The organism is Streptomyces sp. NPDC088400 (assembly GCF_044753355.1).
Taxonomy (GTDB): Bacteria; Actinomycetota; Actinomycetes; order Streptomycetales; family Streptomycetaceae; genus Streptomyces.
Genome location: NZ_JBIVMZ010000008.1, coordinates 80,860 through 101,578 on the forward strand (window position 1 = coordinate 80,860; position 20,719 = coordinate 101,578).

General features: G+C 70.2%; 17 protein-coding genes. 11 read left to right on the plus strand and 6 right to left on the minus strand.

The genetic code is table 11. From position 1 onward, the window contains the following. Positions 1-402: 402 nt before the first annotated feature. From ACIQD6_RS20985 to ACIQD6_RS21000, 4 genes are all read right to left on the minus strand, one after another. On the minus strand, positions 403-4,029 hold the full coding sequence (locus ACIQD6_RS20985; RefSeq protein ID WP_401884555.1) for a tetratricopeptide repeat protein: 3,627 nt from the start codon (positions 4,027-4,029) through the stop codon (positions 403-405). Between the two features lie 144 nt (positions 4,030-4,173). After that, on the minus strand, positions 4,174-4,335 hold the full coding sequence (locus ACIQD6_RS20990) for a hypothetical protein (protein ID WP_401884557.1): 162 nt from the start codon (positions 4,333-4,335) through the stop codon (positions 4,174-4,176). Between the two features lie 106 nt (positions 4,336-4,441). Continuing rightward, a complete protein-coding gene (locus ACIQD6_RS20995; protein WP_401884558.1) occupies positions 4,442-7,045 on the minus strand; it encodes a bifunctional FO biosynthesis protein CofGH in 2,604 nt (867 codons plus the stop codon). A gap of 78 nt (positions 7,046-7,123) precedes the next feature. Continuing rightward, complete coding sequence (locus ACIQD6_RS21000) at positions 7,124-7,717, minus strand: Uma2 family endonuclease (protein ID WP_401884559.1); 594 nt, start codon at positions 7,715-7,717, stop codon at positions 7,124-7,126. 454 nt (positions 7,718-8,171) lie between these two features. Between ACIQD6_RS21000 and ACIQD6_RS21005 the strand changes: the two genes are divergently transcribed. Then, a complete protein-coding gene (locus tag ACIQD6_RS21005) occupies positions 8,172-9,095 on the plus strand; it encodes an FkbM family methyltransferase (RefSeq protein WP_401884561.1) in 924 nt (307 codons plus the stop codon). Between the two features lie 138 nt (positions 9,096-9,233). On the opposite strand, the gene ACIQD6_RS21010 is transcribed toward ACIQD6_RS21005, so the two are convergent. Further along, the gene (locus tag ACIQD6_RS21010; RefSeq protein WP_401884562.1) at positions 9,234-9,698 is read right to left on the minus strand and encodes an ATP-binding protein; all 465 of its coding nucleotides are present in this window, start codon (positions 9,696-9,698) and stop codon (positions 9,234-9,236) included. A gap of 236 nt (positions 9,699-9,934) precedes the next feature. Here ACIQD6_RS21010 and ACIQD6_RS21015 point away from each other — a divergent pair, with 236 nt between their 5' ends. The 8 genes from ACIQD6_RS21015 (at position 9,935) to ACIQD6_RS21050 (ending at position 14,370) form a co-directional block, all read left to right on the plus strand. Beyond that, complete coding sequence (locus ACIQD6_RS21015) at positions 9,935-10,786, plus strand: Scr1 family TA system antitoxin-like transcriptional regulator (protein WP_401884563.1); 852 nt, start codon at positions 9,935-9,937, stop codon at positions 10,784-10,786. A gap of 10 nt (positions 10,787-10,796) precedes the next feature. Beyond that, the gene (locus ACIQD6_RS21020) at positions 10,797-10,988 is read left to right on the plus strand and encodes a DUF397 domain-containing protein (protein WP_401884564.1); all 192 of its coding nucleotides are present in this window, start codon (positions 10,797-10,799) and stop codon (positions 10,986-10,988) included. After that, positions 10,981-11,238 (plus strand): DUF397 domain-containing protein, encoded by a 258-nt coding sequence (locus tag ACIQD6_RS21025; RefSeq protein ID WP_401884566.1) that lies wholly within the window; start codon positions 10,981-10,983, stop codon positions 11,236-11,238. The genes ACIQD6_RS21020 and ACIQD6_RS21025 overlap by 8 nt, the downstream gene beginning before the upstream one ends. Before the next feature lie 109 nt (positions 11,239-11,347). Next, complete coding sequence (locus tag ACIQD6_RS21030; RefSeq protein ID WP_401884567.1) at positions 11,348-11,659, plus strand: hypothetical protein; 312 nt, start codon at positions 11,348-11,350, stop codon at positions 11,657-11,659. Then, positions 11,580-12,113: a DUF6879 family protein gene (locus ACIQD6_RS21035; RefSeq protein WP_401884568.1), complete on the plus strand. Its 534-nt coding sequence runs from the start codon at positions 11,580-11,582 to the stop codon at positions 12,111-12,113. Before ACIQD6_RS21030 ends, ACIQD6_RS21035 begins: the two co-directional genes overlap by 80 nt. Before the next feature lie 24 nt (positions 12,114-12,137). Continuing rightward, positions 12,138-12,989 carry a helix-turn-helix domain-containing protein gene (locus tag ACIQD6_RS21040; protein ID WP_401884570.1) on the plus strand — a complete coding sequence of 284 codons (852 nt, stop codon included), beginning with the start codon at positions 12,138-12,140 and terminating at the stop codon, positions 12,987-12,989. Positions 12,990-13,138: 149 nt separating this feature from the next. Further along, complete coding sequence (locus tag ACIQD6_RS21045; RefSeq protein WP_401884571.1) at positions 13,139-13,621, plus strand: hypothetical protein; 483 nt, start codon at positions 13,139-13,141, stop codon at positions 13,619-13,621. A gap of 86 nt (positions 13,622-13,707) precedes the next feature. Then, positions 13,708-14,370: a class I SAM-dependent methyltransferase gene (locus ACIQD6_RS21050; protein WP_401884573.1), complete on the plus strand. Its 663-nt coding sequence runs from the start codon at positions 13,708-13,710 to the stop codon at positions 14,368-14,370. 49 nt (positions 14,371-14,419) lie between these two features. Here ACIQD6_RS21050 and ACIQD6_RS21055 read toward each other — a convergent pair whose 3' ends face one another. Next, positions 14,420-15,247, minus strand: a complete 828-nt coding sequence (locus ACIQD6_RS21055) for an LLM class F420-dependent oxidoreductase (RefSeq protein WP_401884574.1) — start codon at positions 15,245-15,247, stop codon at positions 14,420-14,422. A gap of 265 nt (positions 15,248-15,512) precedes the next feature. Between ACIQD6_RS21055 and ACIQD6_RS21060 the strand changes: the two genes are divergently transcribed. Further along, entirely contained in the window at positions 15,513-17,105 is a 1,593-nt protein-coding gene (locus ACIQD6_RS21060) for a CehA/McbA family metallohydrolase (protein ID WP_401884575.1), read from the plus strand. Positions 17,106-17,650: 545 nt separating this feature from the next. After that, positions 17,651-20,572, plus strand: a complete 2,922-nt coding sequence (locus tag ACIQD6_RS21065) for an AfsR/SARP family transcriptional regulator (protein WP_401884973.1) — start codon at positions 17,651-17,653, stop codon at positions 20,570-20,572. Positions 20,573-20,719: the final 147 nt, after the last annotated feature.

Genomic DNA, 20,719 nt, shown 5'->3' on the forward strand with positions numbered 1-20,719 from the left:
ATCGCAGCTGCGCAGCACTGTAATCGAACGGGAACAGGGGGTTGGGAGCGCACTTAGGCAGGCCTAAGAAGCGCGGGGCCGGTATGGGGTCGGCGGGGAGGTCGGTATGGGTGGCCGTCGCCCGGCAGATCGGATTTGAGCGCACGCCGGGCGCATCGCTCCCGGCGCACCACGGGTGTGGCAGCGCGGAGTTGCGGCGCACTACACACAGGGCGGGGTGCCACGTCCCGGCGCACGACGGGCATGGCGGCGCGGAGTTCCGGCGCGGGGTTCCGGCGCACAGCGGGCGCGCCGGGCGCCCGTCTCCCCCGCCGCCACGCCCCCGGCGTACGCCGCCACCCGTACGCAGCCACGCCCCCGGCGTACGCCGCCGCCCCCGTACGCCGGGGGAGAAGCGCGCCGTTACGCCCAGTGCGCGGCGATCTCGTCCCGCGCGGCCACGAGGCGCGCGAGCCGGGGGCGTAGGCGGCCCGTGTCGATTCCCGGCGCCGACAGCAACTCCTCCAGACAGCAGACCAGTTCCGCGATCTCGTCCCAGCGGTACTCCGTCATCAGCACCGCGTCGAGCGCGTCGTCCAGCCGGGACCAGTCGGCCAGGGCGGCGGCGCTCACCACGGTCCGGTAGGTACGTTCGTCGTCCGGCAGCTCCGCGTCCTGTGCCCATCCGCGCTCCAGCCGCCGCCACACCGGCCACCCCGCGTCGGCGCCTTCCGTCAGGGTCACCGTCATCGCCCGCGCGTGGGCGCCTTTCAGCGGATCGGCGGCGCTCAGCCGGTCGGCCGCCGCGCGCGCCGCGTCCCACCGCCCCGTACGGCGCAGCGCGTGGCACCGCATCACGAGGTCGTCGCCCTCGGTGGACGGCAGCGCGTCGAGCGACCGCAGGGCCTCTTCGGGGCGGCCCTGGAGCAGGCGCACCGCCGCGACCGTACGGCGGGCGTGATCCACGTCCCCGCCGTAGGCGAGGCACCGGTCGAGGTCGGCGTGCGCGCGGTCGAGGCGTCCCATGGCAAGCACCGTCAGGGCCCGACAGTAGTGGGCCCAGGCGTACCGCGGTTCAAGCTCCACGGCCCGGTCCAGGTCCGCGAGCGCGTCCCGGAAGCGGTGCAGTCCGTGCGCGGCCATGCCGCGCTGGGCGAGGGCCCAGGCGTCGTCGGGCGTCCCGTCCAGCACGGCGGTGAAGTCGGCGATCGCGTCCTCGTGCCGCCCCGCGAGCAGCCGGGCGGCACCCCGTTCGTCCCTGACCCACGCGTTGTCGGGCAGCAGTTCCACGGCACGGTCCAGATCGGCCATCGCCCCGGGCCCGTCGAACGCCGCCCGCCGCACCGAGGCGCGGTGCACCATCGCCCAGGCGTAGTCGGGCACCAGCTCGATGGCACGGTCGAGGTCGGCCAGCGCCTCGGTGTGCCGCCCCAGTTCGTGGCGGGCCACCCCGCGGCCGGCGAGGGCCGAGGCGTGGTCGGGCTTGAGCGCCAGGGCGCGGCCGAGTTCGCGGTCCGCGTCCTCGTACCGCTCGGCGAGACGGTAGGCGTCGCCCCGCACGGAGGCGATCCAGGCGCTGTCGGGCCCGATCTCCGCGGCCCGGTCCAGATCGGCGAAGGACCGGTCCAGTTCGCCCGTCCCCCGCAGCAGCTCGGACCTGCGGACCAGCGCCCACAGGTACTCTCCGTCCAGCTCCAGGGCCCGGTCGAAGTCGGCGAGTGCCTCCTCGTACCGCCCCAGCCTGTGCCGGGCGACGCCCCGGCTCGCCAGGAAACGCGCCACGGTCGGGTCGAGCGCGACCGCCCGGTCCAGGACGGCGACGGACTCCTCCAGCCGGCCGGTCTGCCGCAGCGCGTCCCCGTACTCGCGCAGCACCCACGGGGTGTCCGGGGCGAGTTCGTCGGCTCGGCTCAGGTCGGCGAGCGCGGCCGTGAGGTCTCCGCTCATCCGGTACGCGATGCCACGCCCGAAGTACGCCCGGTACTGGTCCGGATCGAGCGCGAGGGAGCGGCCGTACTCGGCGAGCGCCCGCTCGTACTCGCCCAGGTTGCGCAACTGCCGCCCCCGCACCTCGTGCGCCAGCGCACGCCCCGGCGTGTCCAGTCCGGTCCGGTCCAGGAGCAGCCCCAGGGCGGTGCGTACACCTCCGTCGTCGTCACCGAGCGCGGCCCCGAGCCGCCGGCCCCAGTCCCTCAACTCCCCCTCGTCGGTGTCCTCTCCCGCCTCGGCCAGCACCAGTGCCGCCCGCCGGGCCGCCGCCGGGCTCTCCTGGCAGCCCTCGGCGACATCCCGGAGCGCCCCGGCGAGCGCGGCGCGCGGACCGGCGCACAGCGCGTGGTACGTCTCCTCGAACCGCAGCGCGCGCCAGTCGGCGCTCGCCCACATCTCGTCGGCGCGCAGGTCGGCCTCCACCTCCGCGCGCCAGTCCGCGAAGCACCGCGCCAGCGCCGCGTGCCGCTCGCTCCAGCCGCGCGGCGAGCGGGTGCGCTGGAGGCGCAGCATCGGGTCGCGCACCACATCGTGATAGCGGACCCCGGCGTCCTTCCGGGTGGCGAAGGGCAGGGCGCACAGCCAGTCGTACAGGCCCCCGGCGCGCGCCGAATCCGCCGGACCGTCCAAACCCGCCGGCGCGCAATCCGGCGCGTCCTCCGGGACGACGGCCGGTACGACTGCGGACACGACGGCCCGGAACACGTCCTCGTCCAGCCGGCGCGGCAGGGCGCAGGCGAGGGCCGTGGCCCGGCGCAGCGGGTCCTGCTCCCACTTGAGGAATCGTTCGACGGCGGTTGCGCTGGGATCGCCGACGTCGTCGGGGTCGGTCGGCTGGTTCTCGGCGAGGGTGGAGACGAGGACGGGCAGCCCGCCGGAGAGCCGCAGCACCTCCTCCACGACGGATTCGTCCATGACGTCCTTCGCCGCGAGCAGCTGCCGCGCCTCCGGTTCCGTGAACGGCTCCAGCCGTACGTCGGCCATGAAGTCCGCGAAGCCGCCCCAGCGCGCCGTGTCGAACGGCCGCTGCCCGGCGAGGGTCACCACGGCCTGAGCGGGCAGCGCTCCGTACCGCTCCGTGGTCATCACGTCGCGCAGCCACGCGTCGAGGAAGGGCCCGGTCCGCTCGTACGTGTCGAAGAAGAGGACGATCCAGGGGACGTCGCGTGCGGCCTCGGCCAGCTCGGTGACGAATACGGGGGTGAGCACCCGGTCCGGCGCCAGGACCAGCTGTACGTCCTCCTGGTTGCGGAACCGCGCGCTCAGCGTGGCCCGCAGCCTGTCGCCGCCCGCCGCGAGCCGCTGCGTGTCGAGCGCTCCGGCGAACGCCCCGACGACGGGGATCATGCCGAGACCGATCACTCCGGCGGTGGCCAGAGCGGTGCTCCCGGCCGACGGCTGCACGGCCAAAGGTTGTTGCCCGGCCGACGGGTGTCCGTACGCGGGTTGCCCGGCAGGCGGGGATCCGTACGACGGTTGTCCGTACGGCAGTTGCTGCCCGGACCCCGGCAGCTGCGCCGACACCAGCTGACCGGAACCCGGATGACCGAACCCCGGAGGCAGGGACCCCGGAGGCAGGGACCCCGGAGGCAGGGACCCCGGAGGCAGGGACCCCGGGGGCCAGGGCCCCTCGATCCCCGGCATCCCTCCGCCCTCCGCCGGATCGGCGAGCGATGCCGACACCGACGCCGACGCGGATTCCGCTTCGTGCCGGCGCTGCCGGTACGTGGCGAGCAGCCGGTCCAGCTGCTTCAGCGGCCGCCCCTGCCGGGCGAACTGCTCACCGATCGCCGCCAGCACCTCGGGGACGCTGCTCACCGACTCGTCGACGTACGCCGTCAGAGCGCCCCGCTCCCGCGCCGCCTGCTCCAGCTCCCGGACGAGGAACGTCTTGCCCACGCCCGCGTTGCCGTGGACATGGAACAGGAAGCGGTGCCGCTCGTCGTCCGGCGGAAAGTCGAAGTTGGCCCGGAACGCGCCGAGTTCATCGCGTCGTCCGATGAATCCCGTCCTCCGGCGCCGCTGGATCAGTTCGGCCATCGACAGTCGTGCGCGCGCCATGAACCCCTCCCCCACGGCGGGACCCGTCCCCTCGTTGGCCCCTTCGCCCGCCTGTTCCCCAGTCTGGCACCTCACCGAACTCGGCGCGAGAGACAGGCCGTTCACCGGCCACGGCAGATGAATGGCCCCACGGCATCAGCGGAATCAGAGATCGACGCCGGTACCCAGGAAGGCGATGTCCCGGTCCGCGACCGCTCCGGCGAACGTCTGCACCTCGTCCACGGCTCCGTGCAGATATTCACCCCAGCCCGCAGCGGTGTGCCCACGTCCCACCTGGAGGTACTTCCGGTACTTCCGCATGGCCATCTGTTCCCTCCCCTGGGCGGCCCGCCGAACGTGGCGGGCCGCAGGAGACTAACAACGGCCACTGACACAACCGACTGATTTTCGGGGACGGTTGACGGAAGGCCCGTCAGCCCTCGCTGCCCAGCACCGGCAGCAGCTCCGGCAGATGCCCGTCGGACGCGGCAGCCGCCCGTACCCGCTCCTCCGGGACGTCCCCGTACAGCGTCGTCCGCGGCTTCGCCGGGCGGCCGGCCGCGTCGGCGATGGCGATGAGGTCCTTGACCGAGCGGTACGAGCCGTAACTCGACCCGGCCATACGGGAGATGGTCTCCTCCATCAGCGTGCCGCCCAGGTCGTTCGCCCCGGAGCGGAGCATCTCCGCCGCGCCCTCCGTGCCCAGCTTCACCCAGCTCGTCTGGATGTTGGGGATGTGGGGGTGCAGGAGCAGCCTGGCCATCGCGATCACCGCGCGGTTGTCGCGGTCCGTCGGGCCGGGGCGGGCGATGCCGGCCAGGTAGACGGGGGCGTTGGTGTGGATGAAGGGGAGCGTGACGAACTCGGTGAAGCCGCCCGTCTCCTGCTGGATCCGGGCCAGCGTACGGAAGTGGCCCAGCCAGTGGCGCGGCTGGTCGACATGGCCGTACATCATCGTGGAGCTGGACCGGATGCCCAGTTCGTGGGCGGTCCTGACGACCTCGATCCAGGTCGCCGTCGGCAGCTTTCCCTTGGTGAGGATCCAGCGCACCTCGTCGTCCAGGATCTCGGCCGCCGTGCCCGGGATCGAGTCGAGTCCGGCCTCCTTGGCCGCCGTCAGCCACTCGCGGATCGACAGGCCGGTGCGCGAGGCGCCGTTGACGACCTCCATCGGGGAGAAGGCGTGGACGTGCATGCCGGGGACGCGTTCCTTCACGGCGCGCGCGATGTCGAAGTACGCGGTGCCGGGCAGGTCCGGGTGGATGCCGCCCTGCATGCAGACCTCGGTGGCCCCGACCTCCCACGCCTGCGCGGCCCGGTCCGCGACCTGGTCCAGGGAGAGGGTGTAGGCGTCGGCGTCCGTACGGCGCTGGGCGAAGGCGCAGAAACGGCAGCCGGTGTAACAGACGTTGGTGAAGTTGATGTTGCGCGTGACGATGTACGTCACGTCGTCGCCGACCACGTCGCGGCGCAGCTCGTCGGCGATCCGGGTCAGCGCGTCCAGCGCGGGCCCGTCGGCGTGGAGGAGGGCGAGGGCCTGGTCGTCGCTGAGCTTCGTCGGGTCGTCGGCGGCCTGCTTGAGGGCCTGCCGTACGTCGGTGTCGATCCGCTCCGCGACCATGCCGGGGGCGGCCGCCTCGCGCAGCGCCTCCCAGTCGCCGTACACCGCGTCGAAGTCGTCGCGCCGGTCCGCCGTGCGCCCCTCGGTGTCGATCGTGCGGTGCAGGTCCGTACGCCCACTGGCGGTGAAGCCCTCGTCCGGTTCCTGCCACGCCAGCCCCACGGGCTTCACGTCCTGGCGCGCGAGGCCCGTCTCCGGGTCGGCCAGCGCCCGTACGTGCGGCAGCAGGCGCGGGTCCAGCCAGGGCTCGCCGCGCTCGATGAACTCCGGGTAGATGGTGAGCCGTTCGCGCAGCTCGAAGCCGGACTCGGCCGTCTTCGCGGCCAGTTCGTCGATGTGCGGCCAGGGCCGCTCGGGGTTCACGTGGTCGGGGGTGAGCGGCGAGACTCCGCCCCAGTCGTCGATGCCCGCGCCGATGAGCAGCGCGTACTCGGCGTCCACGAGGTTGGGCGGGGCCTGGATACGAGCCGACGGGCCGAGGATGTGCCGGGCCACGGCGATGGCCGCCGCCAGCTCCTCCAGCTCGGCGTCCGGCATGCCGCGCATCGCGGTGTCCGGTTTGGCGCGGAAGTTCTGGACGATGACTTCCTGGATGCCGTGGTACGCCCGCTGGATGCGCCGGAGCTCGAAGAGGGCGTCGGCGCGCTCCTCGTACGACTCCCCGATCCCGATCAGTACGCCGGTGGTGAACGGGACGTTGGAGCGCCCCGCGTCCTCCAGCACCCGCAGCCGTACGGCGGGTTCCTTGTCCGGCGAACCGTGGTGCGGGCCGCCGGGCTCGGACCACAGCCGGGTCGCGGTGGTCTCCAGCATCATGCCCATGCTCGGCGCGACCGGCTTGAGCCGCTGGAGGTCGGTCCACGCCATCACCCCGGGGTTGAGATGCGGCAGCAGCCCGGTCTCCTCCAACACCCGGATGGCCATGGCCCGGACGTACGCGAGGGTGTCGTCGTACCCCTCGGCCTCCAGCCACTCCCGGGCCTCGGGCCACCGGTCCTCGGGCCGGTCGCCGAGCGTGAACAGGGCTTCCTTGCAGCCCATCGCCGCGCCCTGCCGCGCGATCTCCAGCACCTCGTCGGGCGACAGGAACATCCCGTGCCCGGCCCGGCGCAGCTTGCCGGGCACGGTCACGAAGGTGCAGTAGTGGCACTTGTCCCGGCACAGCCGCGTCAGCGGGATGAAGACCTTGCGGGAGTACGTGATGACCCCGGGCCGCCCGGCAGCCGCGAGCCCCGCGTCCCGCACCCGGGCGGCGGACGCGGCGAGGTCGGTGAGCTCGTCGCCCCGAGCCTGGAGCAACACGGCGGCCTCGGCGCCGTCGAGGGCGACGCCGTCCCGGGCGCGCTTGAGGGCACGGCGCATGGAATTGGCGGTGGGCCGTCCGGTGCTCGGACCTTGCGGTGCGCTCGTCGTCATGCCTTCGAGCATACGAGCGCCTACCAGCGGGGACGCCCGAACTCAGCCCGGCCATGCACAGATCTCGGCGCACAGATCTCAGCGCCCGCCGCCGGGTCCGTACACGGGCAGCTCGTCCGTGGCCAGATCCAGGGCGAACGGGGCGGGCAGCGGGACCTCCTCGCCGTTCTTTCCGCGTTTCGTGTCCTGGTACCTGCCGTCCCTCGGCGCGGTATGCAGCGCCCAGGTGCCGTGGCGAGGGTCGACGACCAGCAGCACCCCGACTCCCGCAACGGCATACCAGTCGTTCTTCTGCGAGATGTCCCGGGCCTTCTCGGACTGAGAGATGACTTCGACCACGAGCCCGGCGTCCGCGGGGTCCGCGAGCCAGTTGTCGTCGTCGTCCCACGCGTCGGGCAGAACGATCAGATCGGGGGTCGCATAGTCGTCGGCGTCATCGGGCATGGCCACGGAAGAAACCTCGTAGACCGCGAGCCCACTCGGGATAGCGGGCTCCAACTGCGCCCGCAGGCGCCTGATGACGCCGGCGTGCTTCCCGCGCGGAGTCGGGGACATCACGAGACTTCCGCCCAGGATCTGCACCCGCAGACCGGTCGCATCTTCGATCTTCTCGGCGACCTCGCGCAGATTCCCCGGGCGCGGGCGCAGACGCAGCAACGGCACGACGGACATGGCTGACGGCCTCCATCCCTGCGACTCCGGCTCAGCACCCGCACGCACGGGCACGGGGGGAGGCCCCGCTTCCCGTTCTGCGGTGCCTCCACCGTACTGCCACGCATATTCCTGAGCCTCGGACATCAGAGCCCTCCTCACCGATTCCGTCACCACTGATCACCGTATGTCACACCACTGACACGCGGGCCACGGTCGCGCACACTTCACCCACAGCGGCTTCCCGCCGGCATCTCCGCCCCGTCGGCCGGCCAGAACCAGCGCTCTCGCAGCGGTCGAGGCGACAAGCCCCGGTGCTGGTCGGCCGTGCGAGGATGTCGCACCCGTCGTTGCCCACGGCGCCTCGGGTTCGCAGGGGGTTCACGGGGTTCGCAGGGGGTTCACGGGGTTCACGGGGTTCACGGGGTTCACGGGGTTCACGGGGTTCACGGGGTTCAGCGGAGAGGGAAAACGGATGGGTAGCCACAGCTCGGACACTTTGGACACTCTTGGCCGTGGTTACGTGCGTGACGCTCCCGGCTCGCTCGGGAAAGGGTGGCTCGCCGCGCGGTATGTGAATCCTCGGCTGGCGAAGCGTCCGCGACGGCGCGTCGTACAAACCCGGTCCGGCGCGCGGTTCGCCGTCGACACGCAGGACGTCATCCAGCGGTACCTGTACATCTTCGGAATCTGGGAGCCGCACATCACCCGGTGGCTGCGGAACCGGCTCCGGCCCGGGGACACGTTCGTAGACATCGGCGCGAACATCGGCTACTACAGCGTTCTCGCGTCGGGCCTCGTCGGGGGCGAGGGCCGGGTCGTGGCCATCGAGGCGTCGCCGACCTTCCATGAGCGGGTGGCGCAGCATGTACGGCTCAACGGCTGCCGCAACGTACGAGCGGTCAACGCCGCCGTCTCCGACAGCCGGAAGAAGCTGACCTTCGTGCTGGCCAGCTCGGCGAACATGGGGGCGAACAGCATCGTGCCGTACGACGGGCCGGCTGAGTCGTCCTTCGAGATCGAGGCAGTTCCGCTGACAGAACTGCTCGATCCCGACGAGATCGCCGGCGCGCGGGTCATCAAGATCGATGTCGAGGGCGCCGAGGGGTCCGTCGTACGGGGCATGGTGCCGCTGTTCGACAAGCTGCGGCCGGACGTGGAGATCGCGGTCGAGGTGGCCCCCGACCGTATGGCGCAACTCGGCGACTCCATCGAGGAGTTGATGACGACGATGCGCGAGCACGGTTTCCACGCCTACCGGATCGACAACGACTACCGCCCCGACAGCTACCCCCTGGCGATCCGCAGCACGTCGGTCGTTCCCGAACGCTGGCGTGGTTCGGTCTTCGAGCAGTGCGACCTGATCTTTTCTCGGGTCGACGCCGAGACGCTGAGCTGACGCGGTACGGCGGCCCGGGGGCCCGAAGGCCCCCCGTCGTGGTTCTCGTACCGAAACTCCCGTGTCGCGGGAGTTTCGGTACGAGAAGCACGACGGCCTGGAGGCCCGGCGGCGCGGAAGCCCGGTGGCCCCAAGTGGTCATGCCGCGCCGGCCCCGGGAGGCTCCGGCTCTTGCCGCACGCACTCCACCCACAGCAACTTCCCGCCGCCACCGAGGCGATACGCACCCCAGTCGTCCGCGCACAGCCGTACGAGCTGTAACCCGCGCCCACTCTCGGACAGGCCTCCGGTCAGGCCCCCGCTCTCGGCCGGGACGGGCGGCGCGGCGCCGTTGAACGGCGGCGGGATCTCGGGGTTGCCGTCCCAGACCCCGACCCGGAGCCGGTACGGTCCGAACGCGCGGATACGCAGGGTGTACGGCCCGTCGGAGTGCTGATACGCGTTGGTGACCAGCTCGCTCGCCAACAGCTCGGCCGTGTCGGCGAGTTCCTTTATGCGGTGGGCGTCGAGCACATGACGAAGGGTGCTGCGGGCGACTCCGGGGGCGCGGGGATCGCGCGGGAGTTGAAGCGTATAGGCCCAGGGCGGGGATACGGTTGCCACGGAAGTCTCCGATCACGGAGGGGATTTGACCAGACGTGTGTGGTGAGGTGAGCGCCGTGACGGCGCTGTGCCCGGTGACCAGGTCGCTCCGTCGAGCGGGGTGCTTCCAGGCGGTGGCCTGAGTCAGAGATTAGACTGCCCACAAGTATTCCTTGAGAGATTTCCAAGCAATACTCCTAGATCTCACTCGTGTGAGTGACGGCCCGGATCCCCTGTCCCGAAAGGCCAGTTGAGCGATGGTCTCCAAGTCCGCCCCTTCAGCGAGGCGCGTCCGCCTGGGCGCCGAGCTACGGAAACTCCGTGAAGGCTCGCGACTGACCTCAACTGCGGCAGCCCAGATCCTCGGAACGAGGCCCGGTCAGATCAGCAATATCGAGACGGCCCGGTTCGGTGTCAGCGGCGAACGAGTTCGTGCGATGGCGATCGCCTACGGATGCCAGGACGAACCCTTCATCTCGGCCCTGGTGGACATCGCCCAGGACCGCAAACGCGGTTGGTGGGAGGAGTACCTGGAGATTCTGCCCGCCGGGCTTCTCGACCTCGCGGAGTTCGAGCACCACGCGACCGGGTTTCGGACGGTACATACGGCGCACATCCCGGGCCTGCTCCAGACGGCCGAGCACGCACGCGAGATCTACCGCCAGGCCGTACCCACGTTCAGCCCGCCGGACGTGGAGCATCGCGTCTCTCACCGGATCAAACGCCAGGCGATCCTGTACCGGGAGACCTCAGTCCCCTACCGGGCGATCATCCACGAGGCCGCCCTCCGTATGAGGTTCGGCGGCGCCTCCGTGGCACGGACTCAGCTGCGTCACCTGCTGGAGCTGAGCGAGCTGCGGCACGTCACCATCCGAGTGATCCCCTTCCTCATCGGCTCTTTCCCGGGGTCGGGGCAGACCGCCTGTTTCGGATATGGCGCCGTTCCTCGGCTGGACACCGTGCAGCTCGACCAGGCACACGGCGTGACATTCATCGACGCCGAGACCCAGCTCAATCAGTACCGCTTGCTCTTCGAGCGGCTGGAAGCCGTGGCGTTGGAGGAGTCGGCGTCACGCGACTTCATTCACCAGATCACCGAGAGCCTGTGAAAGGACAACAGTGGCCGAGTCCAACTGGCAGAAGTCCTCGTACTGCGCACAAGGCGAGGCATGCCTGCACGTCACCACGACCAGCGAGCGCACGGTCATACTCACCGAAAGCAGCGACCCCACCGGCTCCATACTCTCGACCACACCCGCCACCTGGGCCGCCTTCGTCCGCTCCGTCAAGGAGTCCACGGACCATGGCTGACGTACCGCCTGACGCTTCCACCGGCCTCAACTGGATCCGCGCCGCAGGCGAAGGCGACACCGGCCCCGGGCCCTGGATCGAGGTCGCGGCCGGGACCGGCGACCTCATCCACCTCCGCGAGACCAGCGACCCCGGCACCGTCGTCACGACCACCCAGGTGAAGTGGGACGCGTTCGTGAAGGGCGTCGTGGCAGGCGAGTTCGACCACTTCGCCGAACTCGGCATCAACCGGGGCCCTGCCACCCCCTGACTGTGTACGGGCTGTGGCTGACTCTCGCCACTCACCCTCACCGAGGCCTGGATCGGGGCAGAGTACTGGTGTGCAATGTCACGCAATCGGCTCGACAGGGGAGGACACCATGCAACTGCGGTTCGTCGGTATCGACCCAGAGACAGGCACTTCCAACTCGCCGACCGTGTGGGTGCGGGAGATGGCCCAGGAGTTGGTCTTTCAGGGATGGAAGGCTGACACCGAGTTGGAAGAGGAATGCGCAACATTCCATCTACCTGGCCATGCCTTAGGCATCCCCTCGGATGAGACCGTGGTCCGGATTCCGTTCCGGATGATTCCGATCCTGAGGGAGGCATGTAATGCGGCAGAGCGAGCAGCCCAGCTTCGAGGAGCTGATGACGGCAGCGACGCACACGGCTGTGCACCTGGAGATGCGTGACACCTACGGAGTGAGCGACGAGGCGGACGACTTCCGGCGCTGGAACCGGACTGGCGAGCGTGACACTGACCCGACTTCGCCGTACTGGGGGCCATGGGTAGCTCTGGTTCAGGACGCGGTCGGCCGCGGTGTCAAGGTGCGCCGGGTACGGATCGTCTCCGAGCCCGTTTCCGAGTACATCAAATACGAGCACGCCGGGACCGTGGTCAATGTCGGGGCCGGGGAGAACGTGAGGTGGCTGCCGCGTCGGCAGGCGTCGGGCCTGGCCCTGCCAGGCAACGACTTCTGGCTCTTCGATGAGAAGACAGTCCTCTTCAATCACTTCGCCGGCGACGGAGAAGTCTCCCCGGAAGGACGGGAACTCCGCACGGAACCTGAGGTGGCAGAGCTGGCGGCGCAAGCCTTCGCCGCTGCCTGGAACCTCGCCACTCCCCACGACCAGTACAAGATCTGAGCACAATCGCCGGACAGCCGACTGATGCCTAATCCCGTATCCCTGAACACTGTCGAAGAAGCACGCAAGGCTGTAGCCAGCCGCCTGGGAATCATCCGGAAGGACGCGGGACTCACAGGACTCCAGTTGGCTGTCCTATGCGGCTGGAACCCCTCGAAACGGTCTCGCATCGAGAACGCTCGCACCCGCCCGTCAGAGGCAGACATACGTGCCTGGTGCCGGGCGTGCGGCGCGGAGGACCAGATCCTTGACCTCATCGCGTCCTCTCGTGACGTCGACTCCATGTACCGGGAGTGGAAACGGGTCCACAGCGGTGGTCTCAAGAGGGCACAGGAATCTGTCGTTCCGCTGTATCAGCGCACCCGGCACATGCGCGTGTACTGCTCGAACGTCATCCCCGGCTTGGTGCAGACGGCCGGATACGCCACCGCTCTCCTGAACTCCATCGCCGAGTTCGAGAACGTCATGAACGACGCGGAGGAAGCCGCGATCGCCAGGGTCGCGCGCTCAGAGATCATCTACGACGCGGGCCGACGCTTCGCGATCCTCATTGAGGAAGACGTTCTGTATTACCGTTTCGGAGACGCCGAGGTCATGTCCAGACAGCTCGCTTACCTGCTGTCGATCCTGGCGTTGCCCAACGTCTCCTTCGGGATCATCCCCCGGACCGCAGTTCGGGCGATGTGGACTCTCGAAGGCTTCGTGATCTATGACGAGGCGCAAGTACAGGTCGAGACGCTGTCAGCGGACATGAACATCACGCGCCCCGGTGAGGTCACCGTGTACCTGCGCGCCTTCCGCAAGCTGTCGGAGATGGCCGTCTACGGCAAGGCCGCGAAGACCCTGATCCAAGAGGCGCGGAACACTCTGGACTGAATATTTGCAATCTCGTGCAATCTCATTGCTTGGACAGTGCGCGGCTTCCTACTGTCAAGCAACGCCCCCGGAGAGGACAGGTTCGACCGGGGGGCGGAGTGTCGCGGAGTGTCAAGGTGCACTTCCGTTCAAAGCCCCTGGAGGCATGCATGAGTACAGCAGTCCGGTTGAGGACCCGTGAACCCCGGGCCATTCTCAACGCGTTACGAGAGCACGTTCCGCATCTCGTCACGGATGTCGGAGTGGAGGACCTCTGGGAGCGCGAGGTCCGGCTTCTGCTCCGGGACAGCGTGGCCGTCCGTAGCCTGGCCGAACGCATCCTCGGCCAGGGAGTCGCGTATCTCCTGACCGCCATGGAGAACCCCGGCGTGGACATGGGTGTTGGATACACCGTGGATCTCGGCGTCCATCAGCTCATCCTCGACACGCCCCTCTACTTCGCACTGTGCGAGGAGTACAACCAAGGGCGGTACAAGCACCATGCTCCCCTCATCGAACGGCGCCGCGACGGCACCGTGATGCGAACCGCCGAACTTCTGCGCGCGAACGGATTCGAAGTCGACGAGGAACTGTGGTCGGTCGATGCGTCCGACTGCTCCCCGTGCAACAACAAAGTTCCCGACAGTCACTGACGCGGCGCCACTGGGCTGATCCCCTATCCCTTGGAACGGGTCGGGGATCAGTCGTCGCCATTGCCTGCCTATTCAGAGGAAACACGTTGCCCGTACAGCACAACATCGACCACGAACGCGAGCTCTGGGACACCTACGCCCAAAGCGTCAAGGACAAGGTGTCCGACTCCGAACCCGTCTTCTGCTGGACGCAGTACGCCGGCCACGGACCGGGTCCCGAACTCCTGGGTGCTCCTGGGACCGCGCTGGAGATCGGATGTGGCACCGGTCGTGCGCTCGCCCACCTCGCCCAGCGGGGCGTCAAGACGACCGGCGTCGACCTGTCGCCCGTCATGGTCGAGCAGACCACACGACGATGGGGTCCGGCAGGCGCCCGGTTCGTCTGTGCCGAGGTGATCCAGCACCTGCGGGACAGCCCGGAGACGTACGACGCCATCTACTCCATCTTCGGCGCCGTCTGGTTCACGGACCCGGAGAAGCTGCTTCCGCTGCTCGCTCAACGGCTCAACCCCGGTGGTGTCCTGGCCTTTTCCCACCCCCCGGCCATCCCCGGCGCGTACGGCGCCCAGGGCATGTACAAGGGAGGCTTCGCGGGCAGGGCCATGTACACCTACCGCTACAGCTACCTGCCCTCCGGGTGGGAAGAGCGCTTGCTCGACGCGGGGTTCGCCGAGGCCGAGGCGCGGGTTCTCGGCGCGCCGACACCCGGCCACATCGGCACGCTGATCGTCCGCGCCGTGGTTGCCTGAGCTGACTCTCGTGAGAGCCCTGCCGAAAGATCAGGGCTCCCGTCAGAAGTCACAGATATGGCGCGTACTCGTCCAGCGCCCGCAGCACCTCCGCCTCGCCCGCCGGCGGCAGCGTGACCACGACCTCCTCGATGCCCAGCTCCGCGTAGTACGCCAGCTTGCCGGGGCTCGGCTGGACGGCGTACGGCACGATCTGGAGGGTGTCCGGCTCCCGGCCCGCCGCCTCCCATGCCGTACGGAGCACCGGCAGCGTCTCCGTGAGCCCTCGGCCGCCGATCGGCAGCCAGCCGTCCGCGTATGCGGCGATCTGCGCGAAGAGCTTCGGGCCGGCCGCGCCGCCTACCAGGATGCGCGGCTTGCCCCGTACCGGCTTCGGGTACGCGTGACTGGCCCGTACCGACCCGAACTCGCCCTTGTACGCGGTCGGTTCGTCCGACCACAGCGCCCACATCAGCGCGACCCGGTCCTGGGTCAGCTCGCGCCGTGAGGTCCACTCGACCCCGTGGTCGGCGGCCTCCTCCTTGTTCCAGCCGAAGCCGACGCCGAGCGTGAAACGGCCGCCCGATAGGTGGTCCAGGGTCGCGATCTGCTTGGCGAGATCGATCGGGTCGTGCTGCGCGACGAGGGTGATGCCGGTGCCGAGCGCGAGCCGCTCGGTCACCGCCGCGGCCTGGCCGAGGGCGACGAAGGGGTCGAGCGTACGGCCGTACTCGCGCGGCAGTTCGCCCCCGGCCGGATACGGTGTCGTCCGCTCGGCGGGGACATGGGTGTGTTCGGGCAGGTACAGACCGGCGAAGCCCCGCTGTTCCAGCTCCCGTGCGATGCGTACGGGAGTGACCGTCTCGTCGGTGAGGAAGATCGTGGTCGCGATCCGCATGCGTATGGCCTCCGGGACGGTGGGATGACGGGATGGGTGGGATGACGGGATGACGGACGGTGGGACGGTGGGATGCGGGGCAGCGGCGCGGTAGTGGCGGGGCAGCGGGCCCAAGGTATGCCGTGCGGGACGCGATGTCTTGGACTCTTCTCAGCCACCCGCCACCCCCCTTCCCTTACACCCAGGTTCACGGCTCAATACGAGAGTTCGGATGCACGACGCGTATGACCACTTGTGTCCCCCTCGCCCCCTGGGAGCCGCCGGCATGTGCAAGCAGCACTCGAATCACGCAAACGATCACGCGAACCACGCGGGCCACGGCAACGAAACCGTCCGCGGCGAAGACACCGGGCTCGGCAGGCGGGGCCTACTGATGACGGGAGCCGCCGCCGCCCTTACGTTGACTACCGTGAGCTTCAACAACGCCACACCCGCCGACGCCGCCGACGGCAACAAGGGCCGCACCAGAACCGTCCGCGGCACGCTGCCGCCCGGCTCCCCCGACTTCGTCTATCTGCCCGTCGAGATACCGCGCGGCGTCAACGAGATCCATGTCGCCTACTCGTACGAGCGACCCACCGTCCCGAGCGGCACCCAGGGCAACGCCCTCGACATCGGCATCTTCGACGAACGCGGTACGGAACTGGGCGGCCACGGCTTCCGCGGCTGGTCCGGCGGCGCCCGCACCGAGTTCTTCCTGCGCGCCGACGCGGCCACCCCCGGCTACATCCCGGGCCCCATCCGTCCCGGCACCTGGAACATCGCGCTCGGCCCGTACACCGTCGCCCCGCAGGGCCTGGCGTACGAGGTCACCATCACGCTGCGGTCCGGCGCCCCGGGCACGACCCCCGCGCCCGTATATCCGCCCGAGCGCGCCAAGGGGCGCGGCCGGGCCTGGTACCGGGGCGACTGCCACATCCACTCCGTGCACTCCGACGGCGGGCGCACCCCCGCCGAGATCGCCGCCCTCGCCCGCGCGGCCGGCCTCGACTTCATCAACTCCAGTGACCACAACACGTACTCCGCGCACAGCGCCTGGGACGGGCTGTGGGGTGACGACCTGCTGATCCTCACGGGCGAGGAGGTCACCACCCGTAACGGCCATGTGGTGGCCCTCGGTATGGACGGCGGTACGTTCGTCGACTGGCGCTACCGCGCCCGCGACAACCGCTTCGGCCGCTACGCCCGCGAGGTGAAGCGCGCCGGCGGCCTGGTCGTCCCGGCCCACCCGCACGGCACCTGCATCGGCTGCAACTGGAAGTTCGGCTTCGCGGACGCCGACGCGGTGGAGGTGTGGAACGGCGCGTACACACCGGACGACGAGGTCTCCCTCGCCGAATGGGACAACATCCTGATCTCGTCGACCCGTTCGGACCGGGCGTGGACCCCGGCGATGGGCAACAGCGACTCCCACCGCGCGCCCGACCCCATCGGCACCCCGCAGACGGTGGTCCTGGCGGACGACCTCACCCGCGACGCGATCCTGGCGGGCATCCGCGCGGGCCGCAGTTACGTCGCCGAGTCGGCGAAGGTCTCGCTGACGTTCGGCGCCGCGAGCGGCCGGGGCAGGCACGCGGGCATCGGCGACCGCCTGTCCGCCGCCGCGGACGACCCGGTGACGGTACGCCTGGAAGTCACCGGCGCACCGGGCTGCACGGCCCACTTCGTCACCGACCAGGGCACGCTCCACACCGCCGCGCTCCCGGAGTCGGGCGCGGGCGCGGTGGAATGGCGCACGACGCCCTCGTACGCCGCCTACGTACGCGCGGAGGTACGGCACGCACCGAAGACGACGGGGCTGCCGGGGGCGCTGGCGGCGTTCACGAACCCGGTGTTCCTCGGAGACACGAAGGGGTAGGGCGGTCGCGTCCGGCGATTCCATCGGCCATCCCCCGAACATGTTTCCGCCATAGACAGACAACAGACCGGCGCGAACAAGCCGCGGACAGACCTCAGACAGGCCGCAGACAGACCGTTGTCCCGGTCCCGTTGCCCCCGCCCGTGATTCTCACGCTCCGGCGTGCCGCCCGCACAAGGGGGTACGAGACGGTCCGGGTCCGGTCGGGGCCGCCGGGCGCCCGGCCGGTGGGCGGGTGGCCCCGATCCTGTCGAGGGCTTGTGCAGACCCATACTCACTGCTGACGCACCAGCCCCCGACAAGGCAGACTGTCGACGGCGATACCGGCAGCAGCGGGGGCAGGGGGAGCTATGGACCCAGACGGCGGGCCGCGCGTACCGGAACAGAGGGTTTCGGCCAAGGCGGGCACCGTGCCGGGCACCATGCTGCCCGGCACGCATGACAGCAGAACGGATGGCAGCAGGCCGCACGACAGCATGACCGACGGTGGCACGCACGGCAGCAGGCCGCACAACAGCAGCCCGGACGGCAGCACTCACGACAGCATGGCCGGCATGGCGGACGGCAACATCCCAGGTGCCACCGACGAGTTGCGCTTCAGCGTGCTCGGCCCCGTACGCGCCTGGCGCGGCGGCAAGGCGCTGCCGCCCGGGTCGCCGCAGCAACGCGCCCTGCTGGCCGCCCTGCTGCTGCGCGAGGGCCGTACCGCCACCGCCGGCGAACTCATCGACGCCCTCTGGGGCGACGACCCGCCGTCCCAGGCGCTCGCCGCCGTCCGGACGTACGCCTCCCGCCTGCGCAAGGTGCTCACCGCCGGCGTTCTGGTCAGCGAGTCGGGCGGTTACGCGCTGCGGACCAGGCCGGACGCCCTCGATCTGAGCGTGGCGCAGGAACTGGCCTCCGACGCCGAGAAGTCACGCGCCGCCGGGAACCGCTCACAGGCCCGCTCCCTGATCAACAAGTCGCTGGGCCTGTGGGACGGCGAGGCGCTGGCCTCCGTACCCGGACCGTACGCCGACACCCAGCGCACCCGCCTCGACGAGTGGCGCCTCCAACTCACCGAGACCCGGCTGGATCTGGACCTGGAGCTGGGCTGCCACGCCGAGTCCGTCTCCGAGCTCACCGCCCTGACCGCCGCGCATCCGCTGCGTGAGCGGCTGCGCGAACTGCTGATGCTGGCCCTGTACCGCAGCGGGCGCCAGGCGGAGGCCCTCGCCGTGTACGCCGACACGCGCCGGCTGCTCGCCGAGGAACTGGGCGTCGACCCGCGCCCCGAACTGGCGCAGCTCCAGCAGCGCATCCTCCAGGCGGACGCGGAACTGGCGCGCCCCGTGGAGGATTCGGCCCCCGCCTCCTCCATCAGGCGTCCCGCGCAACTCCCGGCGACCGTTCCGGACTTCACCGGCCGCCTCTCCTTCGTACGGGAACTGGGCTGGCGGCTGGCGGGCGCCAAGGACTCCGTCATGGTGGTCTCCGCGCTCGCCGGGATCGGCGGCGTCGGCAAGACGACGCTCGCGGTGCATGTCGCGCACGAGGCGCGACCGCACTTCCCCGACGGCCAGTTGTACGTGGACCTCCAGGGCACGGGCGGCCGGGCGGCAGAGCCGGAGACGGTGCTGGGCTCGTTCCTGCGGGCGCTCGGCATACCGGACTCCGCGATACCCGACTCGCTGGACGACCGCTCCGCGCTCTACCGCTCGACGCTCGACGGCCGCCGCATCCTCGTACTGCTGGACAACGCGCGTGACGCCGCGCAGATCAGGCCGCTGCTGCCCGGTATGGAGGGGTGCGCGGCGCTGGTCACCAGCCGGGTGCGGATGGTCGATCTGGCGGGCGCGCATCTGATCGACCTCGACGTGATGTCGCCGGAGGAGGCGCTGCGGCTCTTCACCCGTATCGTCGGCGAGGAGCGTGTCACCTCGGAGCGCGAGGCGGCGCTGGACGTCGTCGCGGCGTGCGGTTTCCTGCCGCTGGCGATCCGTATCGCCGCCTCGCGCCTCGCGGCCCGCCCCACCTGGACGGTCTCGGTCCTGGCGGCGAAGCTCGCGGACGAGTGGCGCAGGCTGGACGAACTCCAGGCGGGCGACCTCGCGGTGAAGGCGACCTTCGAACTGGGCTACGGCGCGCTGGAACCGGCCCAGGCCCGCGCGTTCCGCCTGCTGGGCCTGGCCGACGGACCCGACCTGTCCCTGGCGGCAGCCGCCGCGATCCTCGATCTGCCGCTCCACGACACGGAGGACGTGCTGGAGTCGCTGGTCGACACGTCCCTGGTGGAATCGGCGGCACCGGGCCGCTACCGCTACCACGACCTGGTGCGCCTCTACGCGCGTGCGTGCGCGGAACGCGACGAGCCGTTCCCGTCGGAGCGGGCGTCGGCGCTGTCGCGGCTGCTGGACTTCTATCTGGCGACGACGGCCCGGGTGTACGCGATCGAGCGGCCGTGCGACAGCCTGGTGGACCACCTGGAGCCGACGTCGTACGAGGGCCTGTCGTTCACCGACCGGCAGTCGGCCCTGGACTGGCTCTACACCGAGGCGAACTGCCTGCTGGCCTGCGCACAGCAGGCATCGGGCTCCGGGCAGCTCCGCCGCGCCGTGGACCTGCTGTGGGCCGCGAAGGACCTCGCGGAGTCGGGCGCCAACTCCAAGCAGTACGAATCGGCGGCGCTGTCTGCGCTGGAGGCCGCCCGCGCGACAGGTGACCAGCGTGCCGAGGGGCGCGCCCGGACGACGCTCACCAACGTCTATCTGGTGGCGGGCCGTTACGGGGAAGCCGACGAGGAGGCCCGGCAGGCCACGCTGCTGGCACGCGCCGCCGGGGATCCGTCCCCGGTCCCCTGGGCCGACAACGACCGCGGGATCATCGCGTTCATCCAAGGACGGTACGAGGAAGGGGAGTCGTACCTGCTGCGGGCCATCGAGGCCTCGCGCGCGGACGGGAACCGCCCGCGTGAGGCGAGCGCCCTGTGCAACCTCTCGCGTCTCCAGCTCTCCCTCGGCCGTACGGCCGAGGCCATCGCCCTCGCGCAGCAGGGCATCGACATATACGACAACATCGGGCTCACCCTGCGTCTGGCGAACGCCCGGTACGCCCTGGGAGTGGCGCTCACTCAGGCCGGACGGCACGGAGAGGCTCTGGATCAGCTCAGCGAGGCGCTGAGCAGCTTCGGCAAGAACCGGCAGCGCCTCTGGGAGGGGTCGGCCCTCTTCCGGATGGCCGAGGCCCATCTGGCCGCCTGGCGGCCGGCCCACGCCGCTCAGCACGCCGAACAAGCCCTCGTGTACGGATGCATCGGCGGCGACCGTATCCGCGCCAGCGTTCTGACGGTGCTGGGCAGGGCGCTGGAGGCGCTCGGCCAGAGCGACCGTGCCCGCGTCTGCTGGTACGAAGCGCTGGGCCTGTACGAGGAGTGCGGTGCCCCCGAGGCGGCTGACGTGAGGGCGCTCCTCACTCTCAAAGCGGCATGAGAGCCCGCACCGGGGCGTTCATCGATTGTTTATGCCCATCAGACATGCTTAACGCACGATCCGCCGCGTCGGGGGGCAGGCGGATCGACGGGGGATACCTCAGGTGAAGTGAGCCTCCCGATCCCTGCCCGGCGACACCCGGGGGAG

Coding starts and splice junctions, on each gene's coding strand:
- ACIQD6_RS20985 (WP_401884555.1), bottom strand. CDS start 4,029: ATGGCGCGCGCACGACTGTCGATGGCCGAACTGATCCAGCGGCGCCGG.
- ACIQD6_RS20990 (WP_401884557.1), bottom strand. CDS start 4,335: ATGGCCATGCGGAAGTACCGGAAGTACCTCCAGGTGGGACGTGGGCAC.
- ACIQD6_RS20995 (WP_401884558.1), bottom strand. CDS start 7,045: ATGACGACGAGCGCACCGCAAGGTCCGAGCACCGGACGGCCCACCGCC.
- ACIQD6_RS21000 (WP_401884559.1), bottom strand. CDS start 7,717: ATGTCCGTCGTGCCGTTGCTGCGTCTGCGCCCGCGCCCGGGGAATCTG.
- ACIQD6_RS21005 (WP_401884561.1), top strand. CDS start 8,172: ATGGGTAGCCACAGCTCGGACACTTTGGACACTCTTGGCCGTGGTTAC.
- ACIQD6_RS21015 (WP_401884563.1), top strand. CDS start 9,935: ATGGTCTCCAAGTCCGCCCCTTCAGCGAGGCGCGTCCGCCTGGGCGCC.
- ACIQD6_RS21025 (WP_401884566.1), top strand. CDS start 10,981: ATGGCTGACGTACCGCCTGACGCTTCCACCGGCCTCAACTGGATCCGC.
- ACIQD6_RS21030 (WP_401884567.1), top strand. CDS start 11,348: ATGCAACTGCGGTTCGTCGGTATCGACCCAGAGACAGGCACTTCCAAC.
- ACIQD6_RS21035 (WP_401884568.1), top strand. CDS start 11,580: ATGCGGCAGAGCGAGCAGCCCAGCTTCGAGGAGCTGATGACGGCAGCG.
- ACIQD6_RS21040 (WP_401884570.1), top strand. CDS start 12,138: ATGCCTAATCCCGTATCCCTGAACACTGTCGAAGAAGCACGCAAGGCT.
- ACIQD6_RS21045 (WP_401884571.1), top strand. CDS start 13,139: ATGAGTACAGCAGTCCGGTTGAGGACCCGTGAACCCCGGGCCATTCTC.
- ACIQD6_RS21055 (WP_401884574.1), bottom strand. CDS start 15,247: ATGCGGATCGCGACCACGATCTTCCTCACCGACGAGACGGTCACTCCC.
- ACIQD6_RS21060 (WP_401884575.1), top strand. CDS start 15,513: ATGTGCAAGCAGCACTCGAATCACGCAAACGATCACGCGAACCACGCG.
- ACIQD6_RS21065 (WP_401884973.1), top strand. CDS start 17,651: ATGGCCGGCATGGCGGACGGCAACATCCCAGGTGCCACCGACGAGTTG.